Annotated in this window: 16 protein-coding genes; 8 read left to right on the top strand and 8 right to left on the bottom strand. The window is 61.8% G+C overall.

Features of this window, described 5'->3' with window-relative positions; genetic code table 11:
* Positions 1-467: 467 nt before the first annotated feature.
* Genes QHC67_RS10240 through QHC67_RS10230 form a run of 3 tightly spaced genes read left to right on the top strand, consistent with a single transcriptional unit; the run spans position 468 to position 3,872 of the window.
* Positions 468-1,097: a hypothetical protein gene (locus QHC67_RS10240; RefSeq protein WP_319293955.1), complete on the top strand. Its 630-nt coding sequence runs from the start codon at positions 468-470 to the stop codon at positions 1,095-1,097.
* A complete protein-coding gene (locus tag QHC67_RS10235; protein WP_319293953.1) occupies positions 1,094-1,906 on the top strand; it encodes a hypothetical protein in 813 nt (270 codons plus the stop codon). The genes QHC67_RS10240 and QHC67_RS10235 overlap by 4 nt, the downstream gene beginning before the upstream one ends.
* A complete protein-coding gene (locus tag QHC67_RS10230; protein WP_319293952.1) occupies positions 1,890-3,872 on the top strand; it encodes a hypothetical protein in 1,983 nt (660 codons plus the stop codon). Before QHC67_RS10235 ends, QHC67_RS10230 begins: the two co-directional genes overlap by 17 nt.
* Positions 3,873-4,165: 293 nt before the next feature.
* Here QHC67_RS10230 and QHC67_RS10225 read toward each other — a convergent pair whose 3' ends face one another.
* From QHC67_RS10225 to QHC67_RS10215, 3 genes are all read right to left on the bottom strand, one after another.
* A complete protein-coding gene (locus tag QHC67_RS10225; RefSeq protein ID WP_319293950.1) occupies positions 4,166-4,615 on the bottom strand; it encodes an FAD-dependent oxidoreductase in 450 nt (149 codons plus the stop codon).
* A 119-nt stretch (positions 4,616-4,734) separates the two neighbouring features.
* Positions 4,735-5,214 (bottom strand): MarR family transcriptional regulator, encoded by a 480-nt coding sequence (locus tag QHC67_RS10220; RefSeq protein ID WP_319293948.1) that lies wholly within the window; start codon positions 5,212-5,214, stop codon positions 4,735-4,737.
* The gene (locus QHC67_RS10215) at positions 5,211-5,636 is read right to left on the bottom strand and encodes an organic hydroperoxide resistance protein (protein ID WP_319293963.1); all 426 of its coding nucleotides are present in this window, start codon (positions 5,634-5,636) and stop codon (positions 5,211-5,213) included. Before QHC67_RS10215 ends, QHC67_RS10220 begins: the two co-directional genes overlap by 4 nt.
* 311 nt (positions 5,637-5,947) lie before the next feature.
* Between QHC67_RS10215 and QHC67_RS10210 the strand changes: the two genes are divergently transcribed.
* From QHC67_RS10210 to QHC67_RS10195, 4 genes are read left to right on the top strand one after another with little or no spacing between them, the layout of a single operon-like run.
* Positions 5,948-6,520 (top strand): TetR/AcrR family transcriptional regulator, encoded by a 573-nt coding sequence (locus QHC67_RS10210; protein WP_319293946.1) that lies wholly within the window; start codon positions 5,948-5,950, stop codon positions 6,518-6,520.
* Positions 6,499-8,184: an MFS transporter gene (locus QHC67_RS10205; protein WP_319293944.1), complete on the top strand. Its 1,686-nt coding sequence runs from the start codon at positions 6,499-6,501 to the stop codon at positions 8,182-8,184. The genes QHC67_RS10210 and QHC67_RS10205 overlap by 22 nt, the downstream gene beginning before the upstream one ends.
* A gap of 10 nt (positions 8,185-8,194) precedes the next feature.
* Positions 8,195-9,379, top strand: a complete 1,185-nt coding sequence (locus QHC67_RS10200) for an HlyD family secretion protein (RefSeq protein ID WP_319293942.1) — start codon at positions 8,195-8,197, stop codon at positions 9,377-9,379.
* The gene (locus QHC67_RS10195; protein ID WP_319293940.1) at positions 9,376-10,779 is read left to right on the top strand and encodes an efflux transporter outer membrane subunit; all 1,404 of its coding nucleotides are present in this window, start codon (positions 9,376-9,378) and stop codon (positions 10,777-10,779) included. The genes QHC67_RS10200 and QHC67_RS10195 overlap by 4 nt, the downstream gene beginning before the upstream one ends.
* 284 nt (positions 10,780-11,063) lie before the next feature.
* Here QHC67_RS10195 and QHC67_RS10190 read toward each other — a convergent pair whose 3' ends face one another.
* Entirely contained in the window at positions 11,064-11,696 is a 633-nt protein-coding gene (locus QHC67_RS10190; protein WP_319293938.1) for a tyrosine-type recombinase/integrase, read from the bottom strand.
* A gap of 204 nt (positions 11,697-11,900) precedes the next feature.
* Positions 11,901-12,518: a flavodoxin family protein gene (locus QHC67_RS10185; protein ID WP_319293936.1), complete on the bottom strand. Its 618-nt coding sequence runs from the start codon at positions 12,516-12,518 to the stop codon at positions 11,901-11,903.
* 180 nt (positions 12,519-12,698) lie between these two features.
* Between QHC67_RS10185 and QHC67_RS10180 the strand changes: the two genes are divergently transcribed.
* Positions 12,699-13,301: an MFS transporter gene (locus tag QHC67_RS10180; protein WP_413818523.1), complete on the top strand. Its 603-nt coding sequence runs from the start codon at positions 12,699-12,701 to the stop codon at positions 13,299-13,301.
* Here QHC67_RS10180 and QHC67_RS10175 read toward each other — a convergent pair.
* The 3 genes from QHC67_RS10175 to coxB are packed head-to-tail and all read right to left on the bottom strand — an operon-like array spanning position 13,267 to position 17,016.
* Entirely contained in the window at positions 13,267-13,551 is a 285-nt protein-coding gene (locus QHC67_RS10175) for a hypothetical protein (RefSeq protein WP_319293934.1), read from the bottom strand. The genes QHC67_RS10180 and QHC67_RS10175 overlap by 35 nt on opposite strands.
* A gap of 4 nt (positions 13,552-13,555) precedes the next feature.
* Complete coding sequence (locus QHC67_RS10170) at positions 13,556-16,090, bottom strand: cbb3-type cytochrome c oxidase subunit I (RefSeq protein WP_319293932.1); 2,535 nt, start codon at positions 16,088-16,090, stop codon at positions 13,556-13,558.
* On the bottom strand, positions 16,087-17,016 hold the full coding sequence (gene coxB, locus QHC67_RS10165; RefSeq protein ID WP_319293930.1) for a cytochrome c oxidase subunit II: 930 nt from the start codon (positions 17,014-17,016) through the stop codon (positions 16,087-16,089). The genes QHC67_RS10170 and coxB overlap by 4 nt, the downstream gene beginning before the upstream one ends.
* Position 17,017: the final 1 nt, after the last annotated feature.

The following is a 17,017-nucleotide window of genomic DNA, read 5'->3' as shown; positions in this document are numbered from 1 at the left end:
CCACCTCCAGGCGGCAATGGCAACGGAGGCGATAATGCACTAACAATCAGCACGGACCACTCAGTGGGGGCCGGTCATGGACATGTTGCGATATTCTCGCGCTTCTGCTTGCCACCTGGTCTGCTCGCGGCGCTGCCGGACAAGGCTTGAGATCGCATCGGTACTCTTGCGCATAACGCGTTTTGCCGTTTCACGGTCGACTGAAACCCAGACATCTCCGCGATTGCAAATTTGAAATTGGCTCAAAGGGTCCTTCAAAATGAGAAGGGGGGCGTTAACCGAGGCCACAGAGTGAGTTCGAGGTGTTTTCAACATGTTGAAACATTTATTTCGCCAATACCCCCCCTTCTTACCCTTTCTCCTTTCTCACGATTAGGGATGCCGTTTTCCATCGACCAAATAAAAAAAGGGTATCTCTAATCCATCACCTCAATCTCCTTCAGAAGGTCGCTGAAGGAGAATTTCACATGGGCGATGACAACATTATCGACATGCGCACCCGGCTCGTTGACGGAGCGGACCTGGCACAGGCCCGGGACGCTCTGAGGGCGCGGCATGCGGAATATGCGATCCACCGCAGGGCCCTGCTCCAGGGCGATCATAGCCTCGTCAAGCGTGATCCTCGCGATATGGCCAGCGCCATCGCATTAGGCTTTACGCTGGTCAGGATCGGACTTCGCGCGAAGGACAGTTGGCGGCTGGAGGGTTTGCTGAATGAAACTGTCGATGAGGTGGTTGAACGGCTACTGAAGGCCGCGAGCCATTTCAAGGACCAGAACACGCCCGTCGGCCTCGTCCTCGTTCGCGCTCTCGACCTCGGTGCCTATGAACTTATGGGCCGGGGCGAATATGAGGCGTGGCGCCGACGTGCCCTGCGGTATTTCGAGGAGCATGAGGCGTGGCTCGCGGCGGAGCCGGAACTGCGCGAAAGCGGCGCGTGGCGAGATCGGCGGATGTCCACCGATCAGCAGGAGATGATCCGGGCGACTTGCGCCCTTATCGAGATCGACCTGCCTGGGCAGCTGTTGCGCGGTTCGGCACATGACTGGCTCAGCAGCTTTCGCGCGAGCCTCACCTACCGCGGGGCCGGGGCATGATGGCATTCCCGTGGATCGATGGTGACGGCGTCCAGCGCATCCTCGATACCCCTGCCCCGATCGAAGCGGAATATACGCGATGCAGGCAACAACTCCTCGATCTGGCCCCGCAGCTCAAGGATGGCGATGACGCTGTGTACCTCCGTATCCGCCCCACGGCAGTGCGTTTGCGCGACTGCATTGCGCAGCTGGCGCAAGACCTTGGCCGCTGGAACGCAGAATGGGAACAAGAGATAAGGCGGCTCGCAATCGAAGCCTCCACGGAAATCGGCGGCTTCATGGCAGAGGCGCGATACCTGTCGGCACTGCACCGCTGTTACGACCAGCATGCAGAACAGATGCGCTGCACTCCGGATCCTTCGTTACCGCCTTCTGTAGAACAGATGCAGGTGCTGACTGAACAAGCCAGACGGTCCAACAGCCATTTTTCTCCGCCTGAAACTTTCGACGAGGCGCACAGCTGCTTAATATCCAAACCGGCGACCAACCGCATTCTGCTTGCAACTCCGGCAAAGACTTTCGAATGGCGGGACCTGGATGGTTATCGCCACCAACTACGCAGTGTTACGCCAATCGAAGAGGCCTACATCCGCGTCGTCGACAAGATGGTGAAGTTGCTGACAGACATCGCGCAAGACGACGTCAGGAAGTGCGCAATCGGTCTTGAGAAAATACAGCTATGCAAAGCGGATATCACCATCATACAACACACCGGAACCGAGTGGACCCAGTTCATCCTTAAGCAGGATCGTGATGAGTTCGCATCGACATTGCGAATATTGGAACATAACGATGGCCATGCTGAGTAGTAACAGTCCCTTCCATCCCGATTATATCGGCTCGTCTCTATCGTCAAAGCAACTTAGTCCGAAGAGCCAGTTGTACTCGGTGGTGAAGGCCGCAGTTCTAGACCAGGCGCGCCGTCGTCCGTCATCGGTCCCAGCCGATCTCGTCGTGGAAATCCGCGCAGCTCTCGCTGCGAGCGCGGATCAGTACCCTGGCGTGATTGGCGGTGATGCACATGACGCTGGCTGGCGCATGGACCGGTTCCCGGCAACACGCGATCCTGTGGGCAGCGGCCACCCGATCTTCGACGCATTGGTGACCACGATCCGATGCTGGCAACCGGAGGCAAGCAGCGCGACGATTGCTGGTCTCCTGTTACCGGCAAACCGGCAAAATCTTCTCCAAGCGTGCATCTATCGGTTCTCGCCTGTCATCGGACCGGCCGCTGACCTCAACCAGATATACCGTGACTCAGCCGGGCGTACCGTCTTTGATAGCGGTTATTGCAGCGAGGCCTATGACGCTGACCACTGCACCGGGGAGATCATGCAGCAGGTACTCGACGTCACTTTCCTTCAGTTCGTCAATACGCTCGATTGGCTGCGCGTCCATTCGAACCAGCTCTTCGACGCAGTCTGGCATCGCAATGCAAAGGAGGTCAATCACCTGATCGACAACCAGCCGCTCCCGCCTATGTCATTTCTCCGACAGCATGAGGATGCGAAGAGCAAATTGATCATGCTCGTCAGCCTGTTCTGGGAGATGGAGCGGCTGTTTGAGCTACTACGTGCCTTCGGTGGCCGCCAGCGCGTCACGAAGTCTCGGCTCCAGAGGATCCTTTCCTCCACCACCGCCCTGAATGCAGCGGTAGCAAGTGGCGACAGAACCGCCCAATATGTCGCAACCTCTTGGTGTCACAGGCTCGCCATCGCTCTTCTTATACAGGATGGTGCCCTGAATGGGCACGATTCGCGCCATCCACACATCGCCTTCGGTCCAGCCGGCATGGCCGAAAATGTAGATGAGCTGGCAACGATCAATACGGCGGCAGCCATTGCGGTCGCTTCCAGCACGGTTCAGGCGGCCGTCCCATTTCAGATAGATGCCCGCCTGCGAAAGGCAGGAAGCGAGTTGCTTGGGCATTACCATGCTGGTCGTGATATCAGGACCCTAGCGGTCCTCTTCCTCTTGGAGGCGCGCCAGGAACTAGGCGAAAACAAGGGTGGCCGCTACAATCCGGGTGGTCGCTATTTCGAATTTGAAACGGACGGCGCCATCGGACGGTTGGCAATGATCTTCACATCGCGAATTTGTCCGGAGACGGCTGATGCGGTGCTGAAGGATATCTGGGCGGTCTACAAAAAAGGGCGCGCTCACCTCGCGCCGTTGGTACATGCGGACCTGGTGGCAAATCCTGTCGCATGGCAACGGCTCTATCCGGGGCTGAAAACCCCATCGGCACCCGCCGCGCGCGCGGTGGCTTTGAATGGGATGGTGGCAAGAAACGGCCTGCTCGACTCGCTTGTAGCCAAGGTGCGCAAGGATGATAGCAGGTTCATCTTCAACGATGTGTCGCGGCTCGGAAACTCGATATGCTTCAGCATCAGCATGTGGTTCGCTCCCTACCGTGAGGTCGAAGCGTTGTTGATACAATGGCGAAACAGGTCGCCTGGGCTGCGGGAGGCATTTCCGCCATGCTTTTCGAAAATATCGGCTTGGCGCCTTGCGTTCTGTGGACAGATTGCCGCTGGCCTGTTCCCTGCAGCCAATCCGTTTTTGCAGGACCCGTTCAGTCGGAAGTCCAATGCTTACCGAGGTGTAGCAAATGCCGGGCGGCCCAAGAAGAAGAAGAAGAAGAACCGTATCGTAGGAACGAGCCGATCCCGCACGCCCCGGCGAGCACCCGGCAAGGCGGCAGCTTCTCGAAGCACGGTAGCATCTGCGATCGGTGCAGCACCTGACAAATTACGACCTCACCGATCGCGCTGATACCGTGAACCTTAAAAATGTTCTTGGCCAAATCGATGCGGCTCGTACTTATCTCCATGGCAGGTGGCTCCATAGCTGCGGCTTGAATGACAGAACCCCTCTTGGCACGTAGATGCAGTGAGTGGGCGCAGCCATCCACCACCTCCGTTCCACAGAAGTGACTGCGCGAAGCTGCTGCCTGCGACGAGCCATACGCAACAGACGGCTCGCGACCAATGCCGGTCGTTCAGCCCAGCACCTTTGAACGTCGTACCTAGCCAAAACCTGCCGATCGCGAAGAGCAACGCAGAAGGTCAGCATAGCGCCCTAATCTCGGCCATCCGCTGGGTTATCCGCGCGGCATGCTCTGCGGCACCCAGCGTACCGAAATCGTTGGCGCGACTGCCGACAGTTAGAACGAGAGTTTCGTAGGCAATCGCCCGTTCCGGCACGATTTCCTCACCATCAACGCAAATTGCCGCAAGCCTCACCTTCCGGACATGGCGGTCGATCCCAAGGGCTTCTCCCAGTTCGTACCGAAAACCAAGCCTGGCCGCATGTGCTGCATAAACGGTCTGCTGAGCGCTGGCTTCCGACGTGCCTGCGGCGATGGTGTGAAGCATCGGCTTCCAGACATACGCCGTTTCACGATCGATTAGGGTGATGTTCAAATGTCGGCCGTGAGCGCATTTGCCGGCGAGGTGCGTGGCGATGTCAAGACCGGCAACGCCCCCGCCTATGATCACCAGATTATGTTTTTCCATTAGCATACCTCAATAGCGTAACCGGTCTGGATCGTGTTGCGCAGGAACGGCCCACGGGCGGGGGCTGTTCCGCAGGCTGCCTGATCCACAAGCCCTCGGCGGCGAAAGACGCCCGTCGCCTACTCGGTCGCGGTGGGACGGGTCTTGTGCTGTGCAAGGGTAGACACCAGTTGGCGCACGCTCTCACGCAAGCTGTCGACGTCGTCGGGTCGGTAGCCGTTGGCCATGGTCTCGGGAACATGAAGCGCCCGTTCCCGCAGCACCTTTCCTTCGGCCTTCAATGTCACCAACACGCGGCGCTCGTCGGCGGGATCGCGCGCCCGCGTCACGAACCCCGCCGCCTCCATGCGCTTGAGCAAAGGGGTCAGGGTACCGCTGTCCAGATAGAGGCGCGCGCCAAGTTCCCCGACCGACTGTACCTGATGTTCCCACAGCACCAGCATTACCAGATATTGTGGATAGGTCAGGCCGAGCTTGGCCAGGACCGGCCCATAAAGCCGGTTGAGCAGGTTCGTGGCGGCGTAGAGCGGAAAACACACTTGCCGATCAAGAAGCAGCGGATCGTCGTCGCCGGTCTGCGTCGCCACGACCTTGCTCATCGCGTGGTGACGTTCAGCGCGACGTCGACATTGCCGCGAACCGCGTTGGAATAGGGGCAGACCGCGTGCGCGGTCTTGACGATCTCTTCGGCCTTCGCCTGGTCGAGCCCGGTGATCGCGACGTCGAGCTTCAACGCCAGCTTGAAGCCGCCGTCGCCGTTGGGCAGCATGCTGACTTCTCCGATCACTTCGATGTCCTCGTCACGCACCTTGTCGGCCTGACCACGGGTGACATGAATCACCGCGTTCCCGAAACAGGCTGCATATCCGGCCGCGAACAGCTGCTCTGGATTGGTCGCACCCTCTTTGCCGCCCAGTTCCCTGGGCAGCGCCAGGGACAGATCGAGAATGCCGTCCTCGCTCCGTACGGTGCCGCTGCGGCCTCCGACGGCGGTGACCCTGGTGGTATAAAGATGGCTCATGATCATGCTCCTTGAATGCGATAACGCATATATGCTCATCACAACTAAATTGTAAACAATCTAATTGTGATGGGCGCTTTCGAGCCGTGCCTATCGAAGACGAAGCGTTCCCATCGAGGGAAAAAGCGGATCATGTCTCCGATCAAACGCCTTCCTTTGCGCCGAGGGGCGCGCTCCGGATTGCCATAGACGGCACCATCAGGCGAAAGGCGCGATGGGAGGTCGCACCGTGCGATTTTTTGTCAGGGGTCCGGCGCGCCTTGACGGAGCGATCCGCCTTTTGCGAGAGAGTATTTGACAATAGGACGATTTTGTCCGCTTATGGACTGGTGAATATCCGGATAGATGCAAAGCGCCACCGTCAGGCTCTACTGAAAGCTGCGCGAGAGGTGTTTCTTCTGCATGGCATCACCGCGCCTCTGGAACTCGTGATCGCGCAGTCAGGCCTCGGCCGCGCCACGCTGTACAGACATTTCCCGGACCGCGCTTCGCTCGCGCTGGCACTGGGATCGCAGAGCCTCGATAGCCTCGCCCTGTTGGTCGATACCGGGAATGGTAGCGCCTCCCTGCAGGACCTGTTCGATCACCTGGTAAGGTCCCATACCGCCAACCCGTTTCTGGCTGACGTCTGGCGTGTCGCTTCGTCCCGGGCGGACGAGGCCCGCCAGCTCATCGATCGGTTTTGCGCGCTGTTTGAAGCGCCGATCCGCCAGGCGATCGCGGAGGGGACATGCCGCCCCGATCTCAAGCCGTCGGATATGTTCCTGGTCCTGGCCATGCTGGGCAGCTCCATCCGGGAGCCGGACAGCGAAGCGCGGCAGCGAATGGTCGAACGGATGAGGGAACTGATTGGGGAGGGCGTATGGCCGCGCCCGCTCTCATGAACGCGCCGCTGGAGCCCATTCCCAACTGGACCGACGACGAGAAGCCGTCGATGCCTGGCTCGCCGTCAACGCCAAAGCACAGTAACCCTATCCGTGCGGCGTATATCGCGATCGCGTTCCTGCTGGGAATTACCGGAGGTCTAGGCAATGCCCTCGTCAGCGCCAACCTGCAGAACATCCAGGGTTCCCTCGGCCTGACGCCGGTAGAGGCCGCATGGCTCCCGGCTGCCTACTTGATGGTCAACATCTCGACCAGCTTGATCCTGTTCAAGTTCCGCCAGCAATTCGGCCTGCGCCGGTTCGCCGAGATCGGCTTGCCACTATATGTGGGGGCGACCATCCTGCACCTGTTCGCAGATAGCTATGCGACAGCGTTGCTGGCTCGCGCAGTAAGCGGCTTTGCGGGTGCGACAATCAGCACGCTCGCGATATTCTACACGTTGCAGGCGTTTCCAAAGGCCAGGCTCGGTCAGGGACTGGTGATCGGGTTGGGCATTTCGCAATTGGCGACGCCGTTGGCCTGGCTCCTTTCGCCGGCCTTGCTTGATCTGGACGAATGGCGGACGCTGTACATGTTCGAGTCGGGGCTGGCGCTTTGCTGTCTGGCCGCCGTGGTTTCGCTCAAGCTGCCGCCCGGCATCCGCATCAAGGTATTCGAAGGACGCGACTTCCTGACCTTTGCCCTACTCGCGCCTGCTCTTGCATTGATCGTCGCGGTGCTGGCGCAGGGCCGGACGCAATGGTGGACGGCGCAGTCCTGGATGGCCGGTGCCCTGATCGCCGCCGTCGTCCTGCTGGTCGCCGCGGTCCTCGTGGAGCATCACCGCGCCAATCCGTTGATCCAGACGCGCTGGCTGGGGACGGCGTCCACGATCCGCTTTGCAATCGGTGCGATGGGAATGCGCTTCCTCCTTTCTGAGCAGACCTATGGCGCAACAGGCCTGTTGCGAACGCTCGGAATGGGCCCTGATCAGCTACAGCCGCTGTATGCGGTCATGTTGCTCGGGTTGGTGGTCGGGATCGGCGCCAGCGCGCTGACCTTCAACCAGAAGGCGGTGATCCCGCAAATCCTGGCCTCCGTGGTACTGATCGCGATCGGCAGCTTCCTCGACTGGAATGCCACCAGCCTTACCCGCCCGCACGACATGTTCCTCAGCCAGTTTTTGATATCCACTGCCGCCGGGCTTTTCATGGGGCCACTTCTGCTCGTCGGCGTCATGAGCGCGCTCAAGAACGGGCCGAACTATATCGTGAGCTTCGCCGTGCTGTTCGGCGTGAGCCAGTCGATCGGCGGCCTGGCCGGCCCCGCGATCTTCGGCACCTTCCAGCAATTTAGGGAGCATGAATATTCGGCGACGATCAACGCTGGTGTCGATCCCACCAACCCGATCGTATCGCAGCGTCTCCAGATCCAGGGCCAGGTCTATGGCCGCGTCATCACGGACCCCGTGCTGCGCCAGGCTCAGGGCACGGCCCTGCTTGCACAAACATCGACGCGCGAGGCGAATGTCCGGGCTTTCGACGACGTGTTCCTTCTGAATGGCATCCTGGCGCTGCTCCTGTTGTGTTGGTCGCTGTTCCACGTCCTTCGTCTCGCCATTCAGGCGAAGACCAATCCCCCCGCCTCCGCCGGTCCTGCGACCGACGCTGCGGCCCCGATCTGAAAGAACCCTGATGGCAGACACGCCGATCATCCGTCCTGAGAAAGACGAGCCCCAAGAACATGCTCCCACATTAGTGGATGCGAGCGGCCAACCGTTGAATGCGGATGCGGCAACCGCAGACACTGCGCCGCCCAAGACCATCAAGCCACGACGCTTGACCGTCCTCATCATGGCCGCCGTCGCGCTGATCGGGGTGCTCCTGATCCTCGCGGCATGGCGGATCTGGCCGTTCACGAGCACGGTGGTCGTGACCGAGAACAGCTATGTCCGCGGTCAGATCACGGTCATGGCGCCGCAAGTGAACGGCTATGTCGCCGAGGTACTGGTGCGCGACTTTCAGCATGTGAAGGAAGGCCAGCCACTGCTGCGGATCGATGACCGCATCTATCGCCAACAACTCGAACAGGCAGAGGGCCAGGTTGATGCGGCCGAGGCCAACCTCGCCAACGCCGTGCAGACGGTCGCGCAGAACCTGGCCGACATCGAAGCCCGTCGCGCGGACCTCTATGCGGCCGAGGCCGAGCGCGACCGCGCCCGATCCGACGAGGAGCGCGTCAACGATCTAGCCACGCGCGGATCCGTATCACTGCGCGAGCGCGACCAGATCCGCGCGACCGCGCGATCAGGCGCCGCCAACGTCCTGAAGGCGCGCGCTGCCATTCGCATTGCCGAGGAGACGGTGAAAGCAACGCGCGTGTCGCGGCTCGGCCTCGAAGCACAGGTGAAAACGGCGAAGGCGCAACGCGACCTCGCCCGGATCAACCTGGCCAACACGGTCATTCATGCTCCCAAGGCCGGGCAACTGAGCGAGGCGAGCGTCCGCCAGGGCCAGTATGTCTCGGCCGGATCGCAGCTACTGTTCCTCGTCCCCGAAAGCCTTTGGGTCGTCGCCAACTACAAGGAGACGCAGACCCGTGCGATCCGACCCGGTCAGGTCGCCACTTTCAGGGTGGATGCACTGGGCGACGAGCGGCTCACTGGCCATGTCGAGGGTTTTGCGCCCGCTACGGGATCGGAGTTCAGCGTGCTCAGGCCCGATAATGCCAGCGGCAATTTCACCAAGGTCGTGCAGCGCATCCCGCTCCGGATCACGATCGATCCGGGCCAGCCGCTCGCGAAGCGCTTGCGCCCCGGCATGTCGGTCGTCACGCGAGTCGAGACGGCGGGCGCTACCGGCGAAGGCAGCGCGCGATGAAGGGCACGCCTCAGACCGCCGCAGCGCTGGTCGTCCTCGCGCTCGCAGGTTGTATGCCTGCCGATGTGCCTCCGCCCGCTTCGGCCGCGATCACTGCGCCAGTTGCATGGCGCGACGGCGCGACGGGGAGTGCCACCATCGATCCACACTGGTGGGAGGCGTTCAACGATTCCAAGCTGACAGCGTTGATCGAACGCGCTCTCGCCCGCAATACCGATGTACTGTCGGCCGCCGCGCGGGTGCAGGAGGCGCAGGCGACAATCCGGCTCGCCCGCTCGGCGGTGCTGCCCACGCTCGATGCCGTCGGGGGCGGGCAGCGTCAGCGCACACTCGGCGGGGCGGGGGCGACGACGACGAGCACCGCCTTGCAACCCGAGGTTCAGCTCAATTGGCAGGTCGATCTCTTCGGCCGCCTCTCACGGCTCACGGACGCCGCGCGGCTTCGCTACGTCGCGAGCCAGGCGGATCGCGATGCGGCGGCGCTGGCGGTCTCCGCCGAGGTCGCACAGGCCTATATCGGCCTGCTCGCGCTCGATGCCCAGCTGTTTGTATCGGAGCAGACGGTCACGTCGCGCGCCGAAGCCTTGAGGCTTGCCGCGGATCAGGCGCGGGTCGGCTATACCTCGCAGTTCGAACTCACTCAGGCCGAGTCCGAATATGAGGCCGTCCAGCAGGCGATCCCGCAACTCCGGTTCGCGATCCAGGCCCAGGAAAATGCGTTGAGCCGGCTGACGGGGGACCTGCCGGGCGCCATAGTCCGGGGTCGGACCCTTCGTGATTTCTCGCTGCCGGCAGTTCCGGTCACACTGCCTTCGGATCTGCTGCGTCGTCGCCCCGACATCGCCAGTGCGGAACTCGCCGTCGCGGCCGCCGATGCGACGCTGGCATCGGACCGCGCCGCCTTCCTGCCACAGGTCGCCATCTCGGCCGCCCTCGGGCAACTCTTCGTCAACGCACTCGATTATGATTCGGTTACGGTCTGGAGCCTTGGCGGCAGCGTGCTCGCACCGATATTCGCCGGCGGCCGTCTGACTGCTCAGGTCGATGCGACCGCCGCGCAGCGCGACCAGGCCGCGTTCGCCTATCGCGGTACGGTGCTCACCGCGTTCGCCGAGGTCGAAACCGCGATGTCCGGGATCACGCGCTTTGCCGAGCAGATCGAGCGACTTCACAATCGACTGACCATTCTGCAACGTTCGGTGGCGCTCGCCACCGATCGGTATCAGGGCGGCTATGCCTCATATCTCGAGCAGCTCGACGCGCAACGCAACCTCTACGCAACCGAACTCGACGCCATCTCTGTGCGCCAGTCCCAGCTCGAAAACATCGTGACGCTGTACCGGGCGCTGGGAGGCGGATGGCAGAGGCCTGGTCCGACCGACATGGCCACCCGCCGGTGAGGACCTCGAAGGAACATCGCATTTCGGTGATGCTGTAGGAGCCAGCAGTGAACCGCTCTATCGTCAGGCCGCTCGGGACGGCCGAATCCACATCCGATCAGGCTCTGGCGCGATCGAAGGCGTTGTGGTCGCTCGAGCACGGCGACGGGCTTCTGCCTTGACCTGGCTGTGATCGGAATGGCCGCTTGTTGCTGAAGCCGCCGTTCGACAGGGCACTCGCGAAAGGCAGAAAAGTCCCAAGCGCCGCGAAGTTGGCCCCTCGCCGAAGGCGAGGAGCCAATTAGTCAAATTTCGGTATTCTCGGCGAGGGCAAGCGCATCTTCCACGTCAATCCCGAGATAGCGCACCGTATTCTCGATCTTGCTATGCCCGAGAAGGATCTGGACGGCACGAAGATTGCCGGTTGCCCTGTAGATGATCGATGCCTTCGTTCGCCGAAGTGAGTGGGTACCATAGTCGCTTCGCATCAAACCGACCCCGGTCACCCATTCATCGACGAGCCTAGCGTACTGGCGGGTGCTAAGATGCCCGTTATGGTCAACCCGGCTGGGAAAGACATAGTCGTCGACCGTGCCGCCCCGCCGATCGAGCCAGGCCAGCAGGCTAGCCCGAGCGTCGGGGAGCAGTTCGAACTGAACGGGTCGACCTGTTTTCTGCTGCATGACAATCGCACGCGTTCGGATCTGCCCGCCGCTGACAATGTCGCCGATCTTCATCTGCACCAGGTCGCAGCCCCGAAGTTTGCTGTCGATCGCCAGGTCAAATAGCGCCCGATCTCGCAAGCGGCGGCGCTGATTGAGGTAGAAGCGGATCTCCCAAATTTGCTTTGGTTTCAGCGCGCGTTTCGCGCCTACGGTTCTTCCCGCATTCCAGACGGGGCGTTTGGTGGGGGTGGGTTCAGTTTCAGGCATCTCCATGATCAGTTTCCGGTGGCCGGCTTGGCCATCTGAAGAACGTTTGCCAGCAAGAAGGAGAGCAAGGTCCTCAGGCATCTCCCGACCAACTAAAGACATTTAGCGCCGATAATGTGAGCGACCGCTTGTGCTGGAACCTGCCATTCGGCTCCAGGAGACTGCCCTCCAATTCAGTGCAATGCAAGGCGCGGCATCGCGGCGAGCGGGTCAGCTGCTGGAGCCAGGATAGTTTCGCTCCTGCAGCAGCCGGGCGAGATGCGCGGCGTTCGAGGCAACCATCGCAGCGGTCTGCGCAACGTCGTCGGGAACCTTCTTCAGGTCCTTGAAGTCAATACTGCCCATTGCTTCCCCGACCCAATAGGACACGGCGGCGGCGGGAATGGTCCATCCGGTGTCATTGAGCGCCTGGTAAACATCTGCGCTGATGCCATGCGCTCCGTCCTCGTTCCCGACCACGGCAACAACCGCTACTTTGGAATAGCTCGGCATGCGACCCTGGTCGTCGGTCTCGCTCAGGAAGGCATCCATCCGTTCGAGTACGCGCTTGGCGAAGCTCGACATTTGCCCGAGCCAGACCGGGGTCCCGAAAATGAGAATGTCGTGCTCCAGGATGCGCCGCCGCAGTTCCGGCCAAGCGTCTCCCTTTCCCTCGTCCGAGGTCACCCCAGGCTTCACGTCGAAATCAGCGATGCGGATCGTCTCGCTGCACTCCACGCCATTTTTCCGAAGCTCCGCAGCGATGAGGCCGATCATCTTGTCGGTGGAGGATGGCTCCTTACTCGAGCGCTTCAGTGTACAGTTGAGGCCGATAGCTTTAAGCGCCATACTGTAAATTCCTTGTCAGCGAGGGGAATACCTCATGAACCGGCGATCATCGGGGTAAGTTCCGATCATCCGGCTCCTGTCCAGAGCGCTTGCACCCGATCGAAGGCCAGTACGTGAACTTAGCGCAAAGCTCATCGGCCACCTGCCTCGTTCATCAATCGCGATCGCAGCGTTTCGACCGTGGTCGAGTGGTACGACTTCACGCTGTATCTCTACCTGGCAACCGTGCTGTCGCGCGTCTTCTTCACCGACGAGGGCTCCATCCTCGTGACGCTGGGCGGCTCCGCGGTCGCCTACCTGATGCGGCCGGTTGGCGCGGTCGTGTTTGGCCACATCGGCGATCGTCACGGCCGCCGCCCGGCCATGCTGATCTCGATGGCGCTGATGACCGCGGCCATGCTCGCCACCGCCCTGCTGCCGACCTACGCCCAGGTAGGGCCGCTTGCCGGCGTGCTGCTGCTGCTGATCCGCTGCATCATGGGATCCTCCGTGGGCGGGGAATACACCGGGGTCGTCGCCTACCTGCTCGAAGGCGCGCCGCCACACCGACGCGGGCTTATCACCTCGCTGGCCGCGGCATCGAGCGAAGTCGGGGCGCTGCTCGCGGCCGGCGTGGCGGCGGTGACCGCCAGCGCGATGTCCAACGAGGCACTGGAGGGCTGGGGCTGGCGCGTACCGTGTCTTGTCGGCGCCGGACTGGCCGCAGCGATCCTGCTCGCGCGCGCGGTGGTGCGAGAATCGCCCGAGTTCAGGAAAGTAGCGCTGGCAGCGCCTGCCAAATGATGGCCACGCCCCCAAGGCAGAGGCCAGCCAAGGCCACGGTGCGCATCCATTGCTCCGTGGTGGTCAGCGGCCCGCTCCGCCGAGTGCGGACAAACAGCAGGAATCCGATTGCGAGGCATGCGAGCGTGACGGCCAAGGTGAGGCCGCGCGCCAGCGGCGTTGTCAGGAAGATGCTGGCGATGGCGTAGAGAGTAAAGAAATGGACTGCCCAAATGATCAGTCCACTCAGCAGAAACGACCAGCCCCGCATCGGTTCAGCTTGCGCCAAAGGCGCGGGTGACGAGTGCGGTGACGCTGCCCTGCCCTGCGGCGTAGACCACCCATAGTACGCACAGATCGAGGCTGTTATTGCGGGGTCGCACGATTATCCCGCGGCTGTTGCGGGCGGAAACATAGCCGGTCATCAACAGGCCGATCGCCGCCAGGATGCTATCGAGCGACAGCAGCGCATAGACGGTCGCCCCCTGCCCGCTGGCCTCAGGCTTCAAGCCAGAGGCGAGCCAGCTCCACAGATCGACACCCGTCCCGACCGTAAGTGCGAGCGCCGCACAGAGGAACAGCACGCCAGGCGTCCAAAGTTCCGTCTTTTTGCGGGCGAGCATGTACCGCGCGAGCAACGCCAATCCTCCGGCCGCTGCATAAGCCGGCAAGATTGCGCCTAGCCAGCCAAGCCCCGCCGGTGCGACCCAGAAACGCGGCTGGACCCCGTAAAGATACAGGAAGCTGAACAGCGCCATGACAAAGATCATGGCCACCACGATCAGCAAGATGATCATTGCCCACCAGCCGTGGCTTGCCGGTCCCGTGAGATAGGTGGGCAGGTGAATACCGGCTCCGACATCGACCGTCTCTTGCCTCACCGGCCTGTCGGTGTCCCAGAGCCAGCGAAGCACGCACAGCACCGCCAAGGCGCCGCATGCGAATGAGACGAAGTAGGCCTGCACAGTCAAAAGCAGGAAGAACCCCGCCGTGAACACTGCAGCGAGGAAGGGCCACACCGATGGGCCAGGCATGATCTGCAGATATTGCGGCTCTGCACGCAAAGGGCTGGTGATGAGCGTCTCGCGCAGACCCGTCGCGGAACGGGGCAGAAAATAGCGGCCCTGCTCGACATCGTCCGCAAGGCCGGGATCATCCCACAGCGGCTCGCGACTTTTGACGACGGGGATGCTGCGCGTGGAATAGAGGCCCGTAGGCAGCCATTCCAGCGTACCGCCGCCATATACATTCCCCGCATCGTCGCTCGTGGTGAACCGGAAGTTGCGCGCCAGATCGATCAGGAACACCAGTACGCCGGCCGCCAGCAAGAAGGCGCCGAGCGTGGAGATCATGTTGATGACCTCCCAGTCCCGGCCAGGAAGATAGGTATAGACGCGGCGCGGCATCCCCATGAGTCCGACGATGTGTAGCGGCCAGAAGGTCACCTGCATGCCTATGAACATCAGCCAGAAAGCCCATTTGCCGATCCGCTCGGAGAGGGCGCGGCTGCTCGTCATGGGCGCCCAATAGTAGAAAGCTGCGAACATCGGGAACACCATGCCGCCGATCAGGACATAGTGGAGATGCGCGACGATGAAATAGCTGTCATGCGCCTGCCAGTCGAACGGAACCATTGCCACCATCACGCCGGTGAGGCCGCCGATGACGAACGTGACAAGCCCGCCCAGCACGAACAGCGTCGGCACATTGTAGCGCGGCTTGCCGACCGCGAAGGTTGCGATCCAGGAGAAGACCTGGATGCCCCCCGGCACGCTGACCGCCATGCTGGCGGCCGAAAAAAATCCCACAGACAGGTTCGGCATGCCCGTCGTGAACATATGGTGCGACCAGACGCCGAAGCTGATGAACCCGGTCGCCAGGAACGCCAAGACGATGAGATAATGCCCGACGAGCGGCGTCCGCGCGAGCGTCGCCACCATCATCGAGACGAGTCCCGAGGCAGGCAGGAAAATGATGTAGACCTCGGGATGGCCAAAAAACCAGAAGAGGTGCTGCCACAGCAGCGCGTCACCGCCGCGCGTCGGATCGAAGAACGGCCAGTTGAATGCGCGCTCCAGCTCGAGAAGCAGGGTGCCGAGGATGACCGATGGGAAGCCCACCACGATCATCACGCCGAACACCAGCATCGCCCAGGCATAGACAGGCATCCTATCGAGCGTCATCCCGGGCGCGCGGGTGCGCAGCACGCCGACGATGATCTCAATGGCACCCGCGATGGCGCTGATCTCGATGAAGCCGATGCCGAGCAGCCAGAAGTCGGCGTTGATCCCCGGCGAGTAGGTCAGGCTCGTATAGGGCGGATACATGAACCACCCGCCATCGGGCGCCAGGCCGACGAAGATCGACGCGAAGAAACACAGCCCACCCACGAAATAGGCCCAGAACGCATAAGCCGACAGCCGTGGGAACGGTAGGTCCCGCGCTGCCAGCATCTGCGGCAAAAGCAGGACCCCGATCGCCTCCACCATCGGCACGGCGAACAGGAACATCATCACCGTGCCATGCATGGTGAAGAACTGATTGTAGGTTTCCTGCGGCAGGATGCCCTGCAACGGCATCGCCAGCTGGACGCGCATTACAAGCGCGAGAATCCCTGCCAGCAGGAAAAACAGAAAGGCCGTGGCGACATAGAAGAAGCCGACATAATTATTGTTCACCGCGGTCAGCAGCTGCCAGCCCTTCGGCGCGCACCAGATGCGCTCGAGTTCCTCCAGTTCCTCTGCCGGGCGTTCGCCCTTAGTCGGAAAACGATTGTACAAGGCCGGGTCGAACCCCGTCTCCGACCTCATTTCTGGGCCTCCAGATAGACGGCCAGTTCGCGCAATTGGTTAGCGGAAAGCGTCTTGTAGGGCGGCATGCGGTTGCCAGGTTTGATCGACTGGCTGTCACCGATCCAGCCCATCATCGTGCCGAGATTATTGGGCAGAATGCCCGCGCCCAGGGATCGGCGGGAACCCACATGGGTCAGGTCGGGTCCGGCAGTGCCATTGGCGGCCGTCCCGCCGATCCGGTGGCATGCCGCGCATCCGGTGGACCGGAACAGGGCCGCGCCCTCCCCAGCCGGCAGCGCCCGGGCCGAGCGGCGCTTAGCCATCATCGCCGCGAAACCGGCGGGTTCATGCGCAATGACGACAAAACCCATCAATGCGTGGGGACCGCCGCAATATTCCGCGCATTGTCCGCCGAACACGCCGGGGGCATCGGCCTGGATTGGCAGGATGTTGCGCCTTCCCGGGATCATGTCGAGCTTGCCCGACAGTCGCGGAACCCAGAAACTATGGATCACGTCATTGGATTCTAGTTCCAGCACAACCGGCCGCCCCGCAGGGATATGGAGTTCGTTGGCGTCGAGCATTGTGGTCCGGCCATCCCTGTCGAGGTAGGCAACCCGCCACCACCACATTTCGCCCGTGATCCGCACCCGCATCGCATCGGCGGGAACCGGCGCAGTCAGGTTGCGGGTGAGGCTCAGCCCGTACACCAGCAGCACTGTCAGCACGATCACGGGAAAGGCTATGCCGCCGATCCAGATCACCTTCGTCCCACCGACCCTGGCCTTGAGCCGCGGGCTGCCGAACAGCGCGACCCCGAGCGCCGCCAATACAATGGCCAAAACCGCCACGGCCATCGCGACCAAAATCCAGCTCAGCGTCGCGATCGATCCCGCATAGGGGCCGGCAGGATCGAACACCGGGATGACAGAGGCATCGACCATG

This window comes from Sphingobium sp. (assembly GCF_033795625.1).
In the GTDB taxonomy this organism is placed as follows: Bacteria; Pseudomonadota; Alphaproteobacteria; order Sphingomonadales; family Sphingomonadaceae; genus Sphingobium.
Note: the sequence above shows the minus strand (reverse complement) of the source record. Positions and strands in the feature narration are given on the sequence as shown.

Coding starts and splice junctions, on each gene's coding strand:
- QHC67_RS10240 (WP_319293955.1), top strand. CDS start 468: ATGGGCGATGACAACATTATCGACATGCGCACCCGGCTCGTTGACGGA.
- QHC67_RS10235 (WP_319293953.1), top strand. CDS start 1,094: ATGATGGCATTCCCGTGGATCGATGGTGACGGCGTCCAGCGCATCCTC.
- QHC67_RS10230 (WP_319293952.1), top strand. CDS start 1,890: ATGGCCATGCTGAGTAGTAACAGTCCCTTCCATCCCGATTATATCGGC.
- QHC67_RS10225 (WP_319293950.1), bottom strand. CDS start 4,615: ATGGAAAAACATAATCTGGTGATCATAGGCGGGGGCGTTGCCGGTCTT.
- QHC67_RS10220 (WP_319293948.1), bottom strand. CDS start 5,214: ATGAGCAAGGTCGTGGCGACGCAGACCGGCGACGACGATCCGCTGCTT.
- QHC67_RS10215 (WP_319293963.1), bottom strand. CDS start 5,636: ATGAGCCATCTTTATACCACCAGGGTCACCGCCGTCGGAGGCCGCAGC.
- QHC67_RS10205 (WP_319293944.1), top strand. CDS start 6,499: ATGGCCGCGCCCGCTCTCATGAACGCGCCGCTGGAGCCCATTCCCAAC.
- QHC67_RS10200 (WP_319293942.1), top strand. CDS start 8,195: ATGGCAGACACGCCGATCATCCGTCCTGAGAAAGACGAGCCCCAAGAA.
- QHC67_RS10195 (WP_319293940.1), top strand. CDS start 9,376: ATGAAGGGCACGCCTCAGACCGCCGCAGCGCTGGTCGTCCTCGCGCTC.
- QHC67_RS10190 (WP_319293938.1), bottom strand. CDS start 11,696: ATGGAGATGCCTGAAACTGAACCCACCCCCACCAAACGCCCCGTCTGG.
- QHC67_RS10185 (WP_319293936.1), bottom strand. CDS start 12,518: ATGGCGCTTAAAGCTATCGGCCTCAACTGTACACTGAAGCGCTCGAGT.
- QHC67_RS10175 (WP_319293934.1), bottom strand. CDS start 13,551: ATGCGGGGCTGGTCGTTTCTGCTGAGTGGACTGATCATTTGGGCAGTC.
- QHC67_RS10170 (WP_319293932.1), bottom strand. CDS start 16,090: ATGAGGTCGGAGACGGGGTTCGACCCGGCCTTGTACAATCGTTTTCCG.
- coxB (WP_319293930.1), bottom strand. CDS start 17,016: ATGGTCGATGCCTCTGTCATCCCGGTGTTCGATCCTGCCGGCCCCTAT.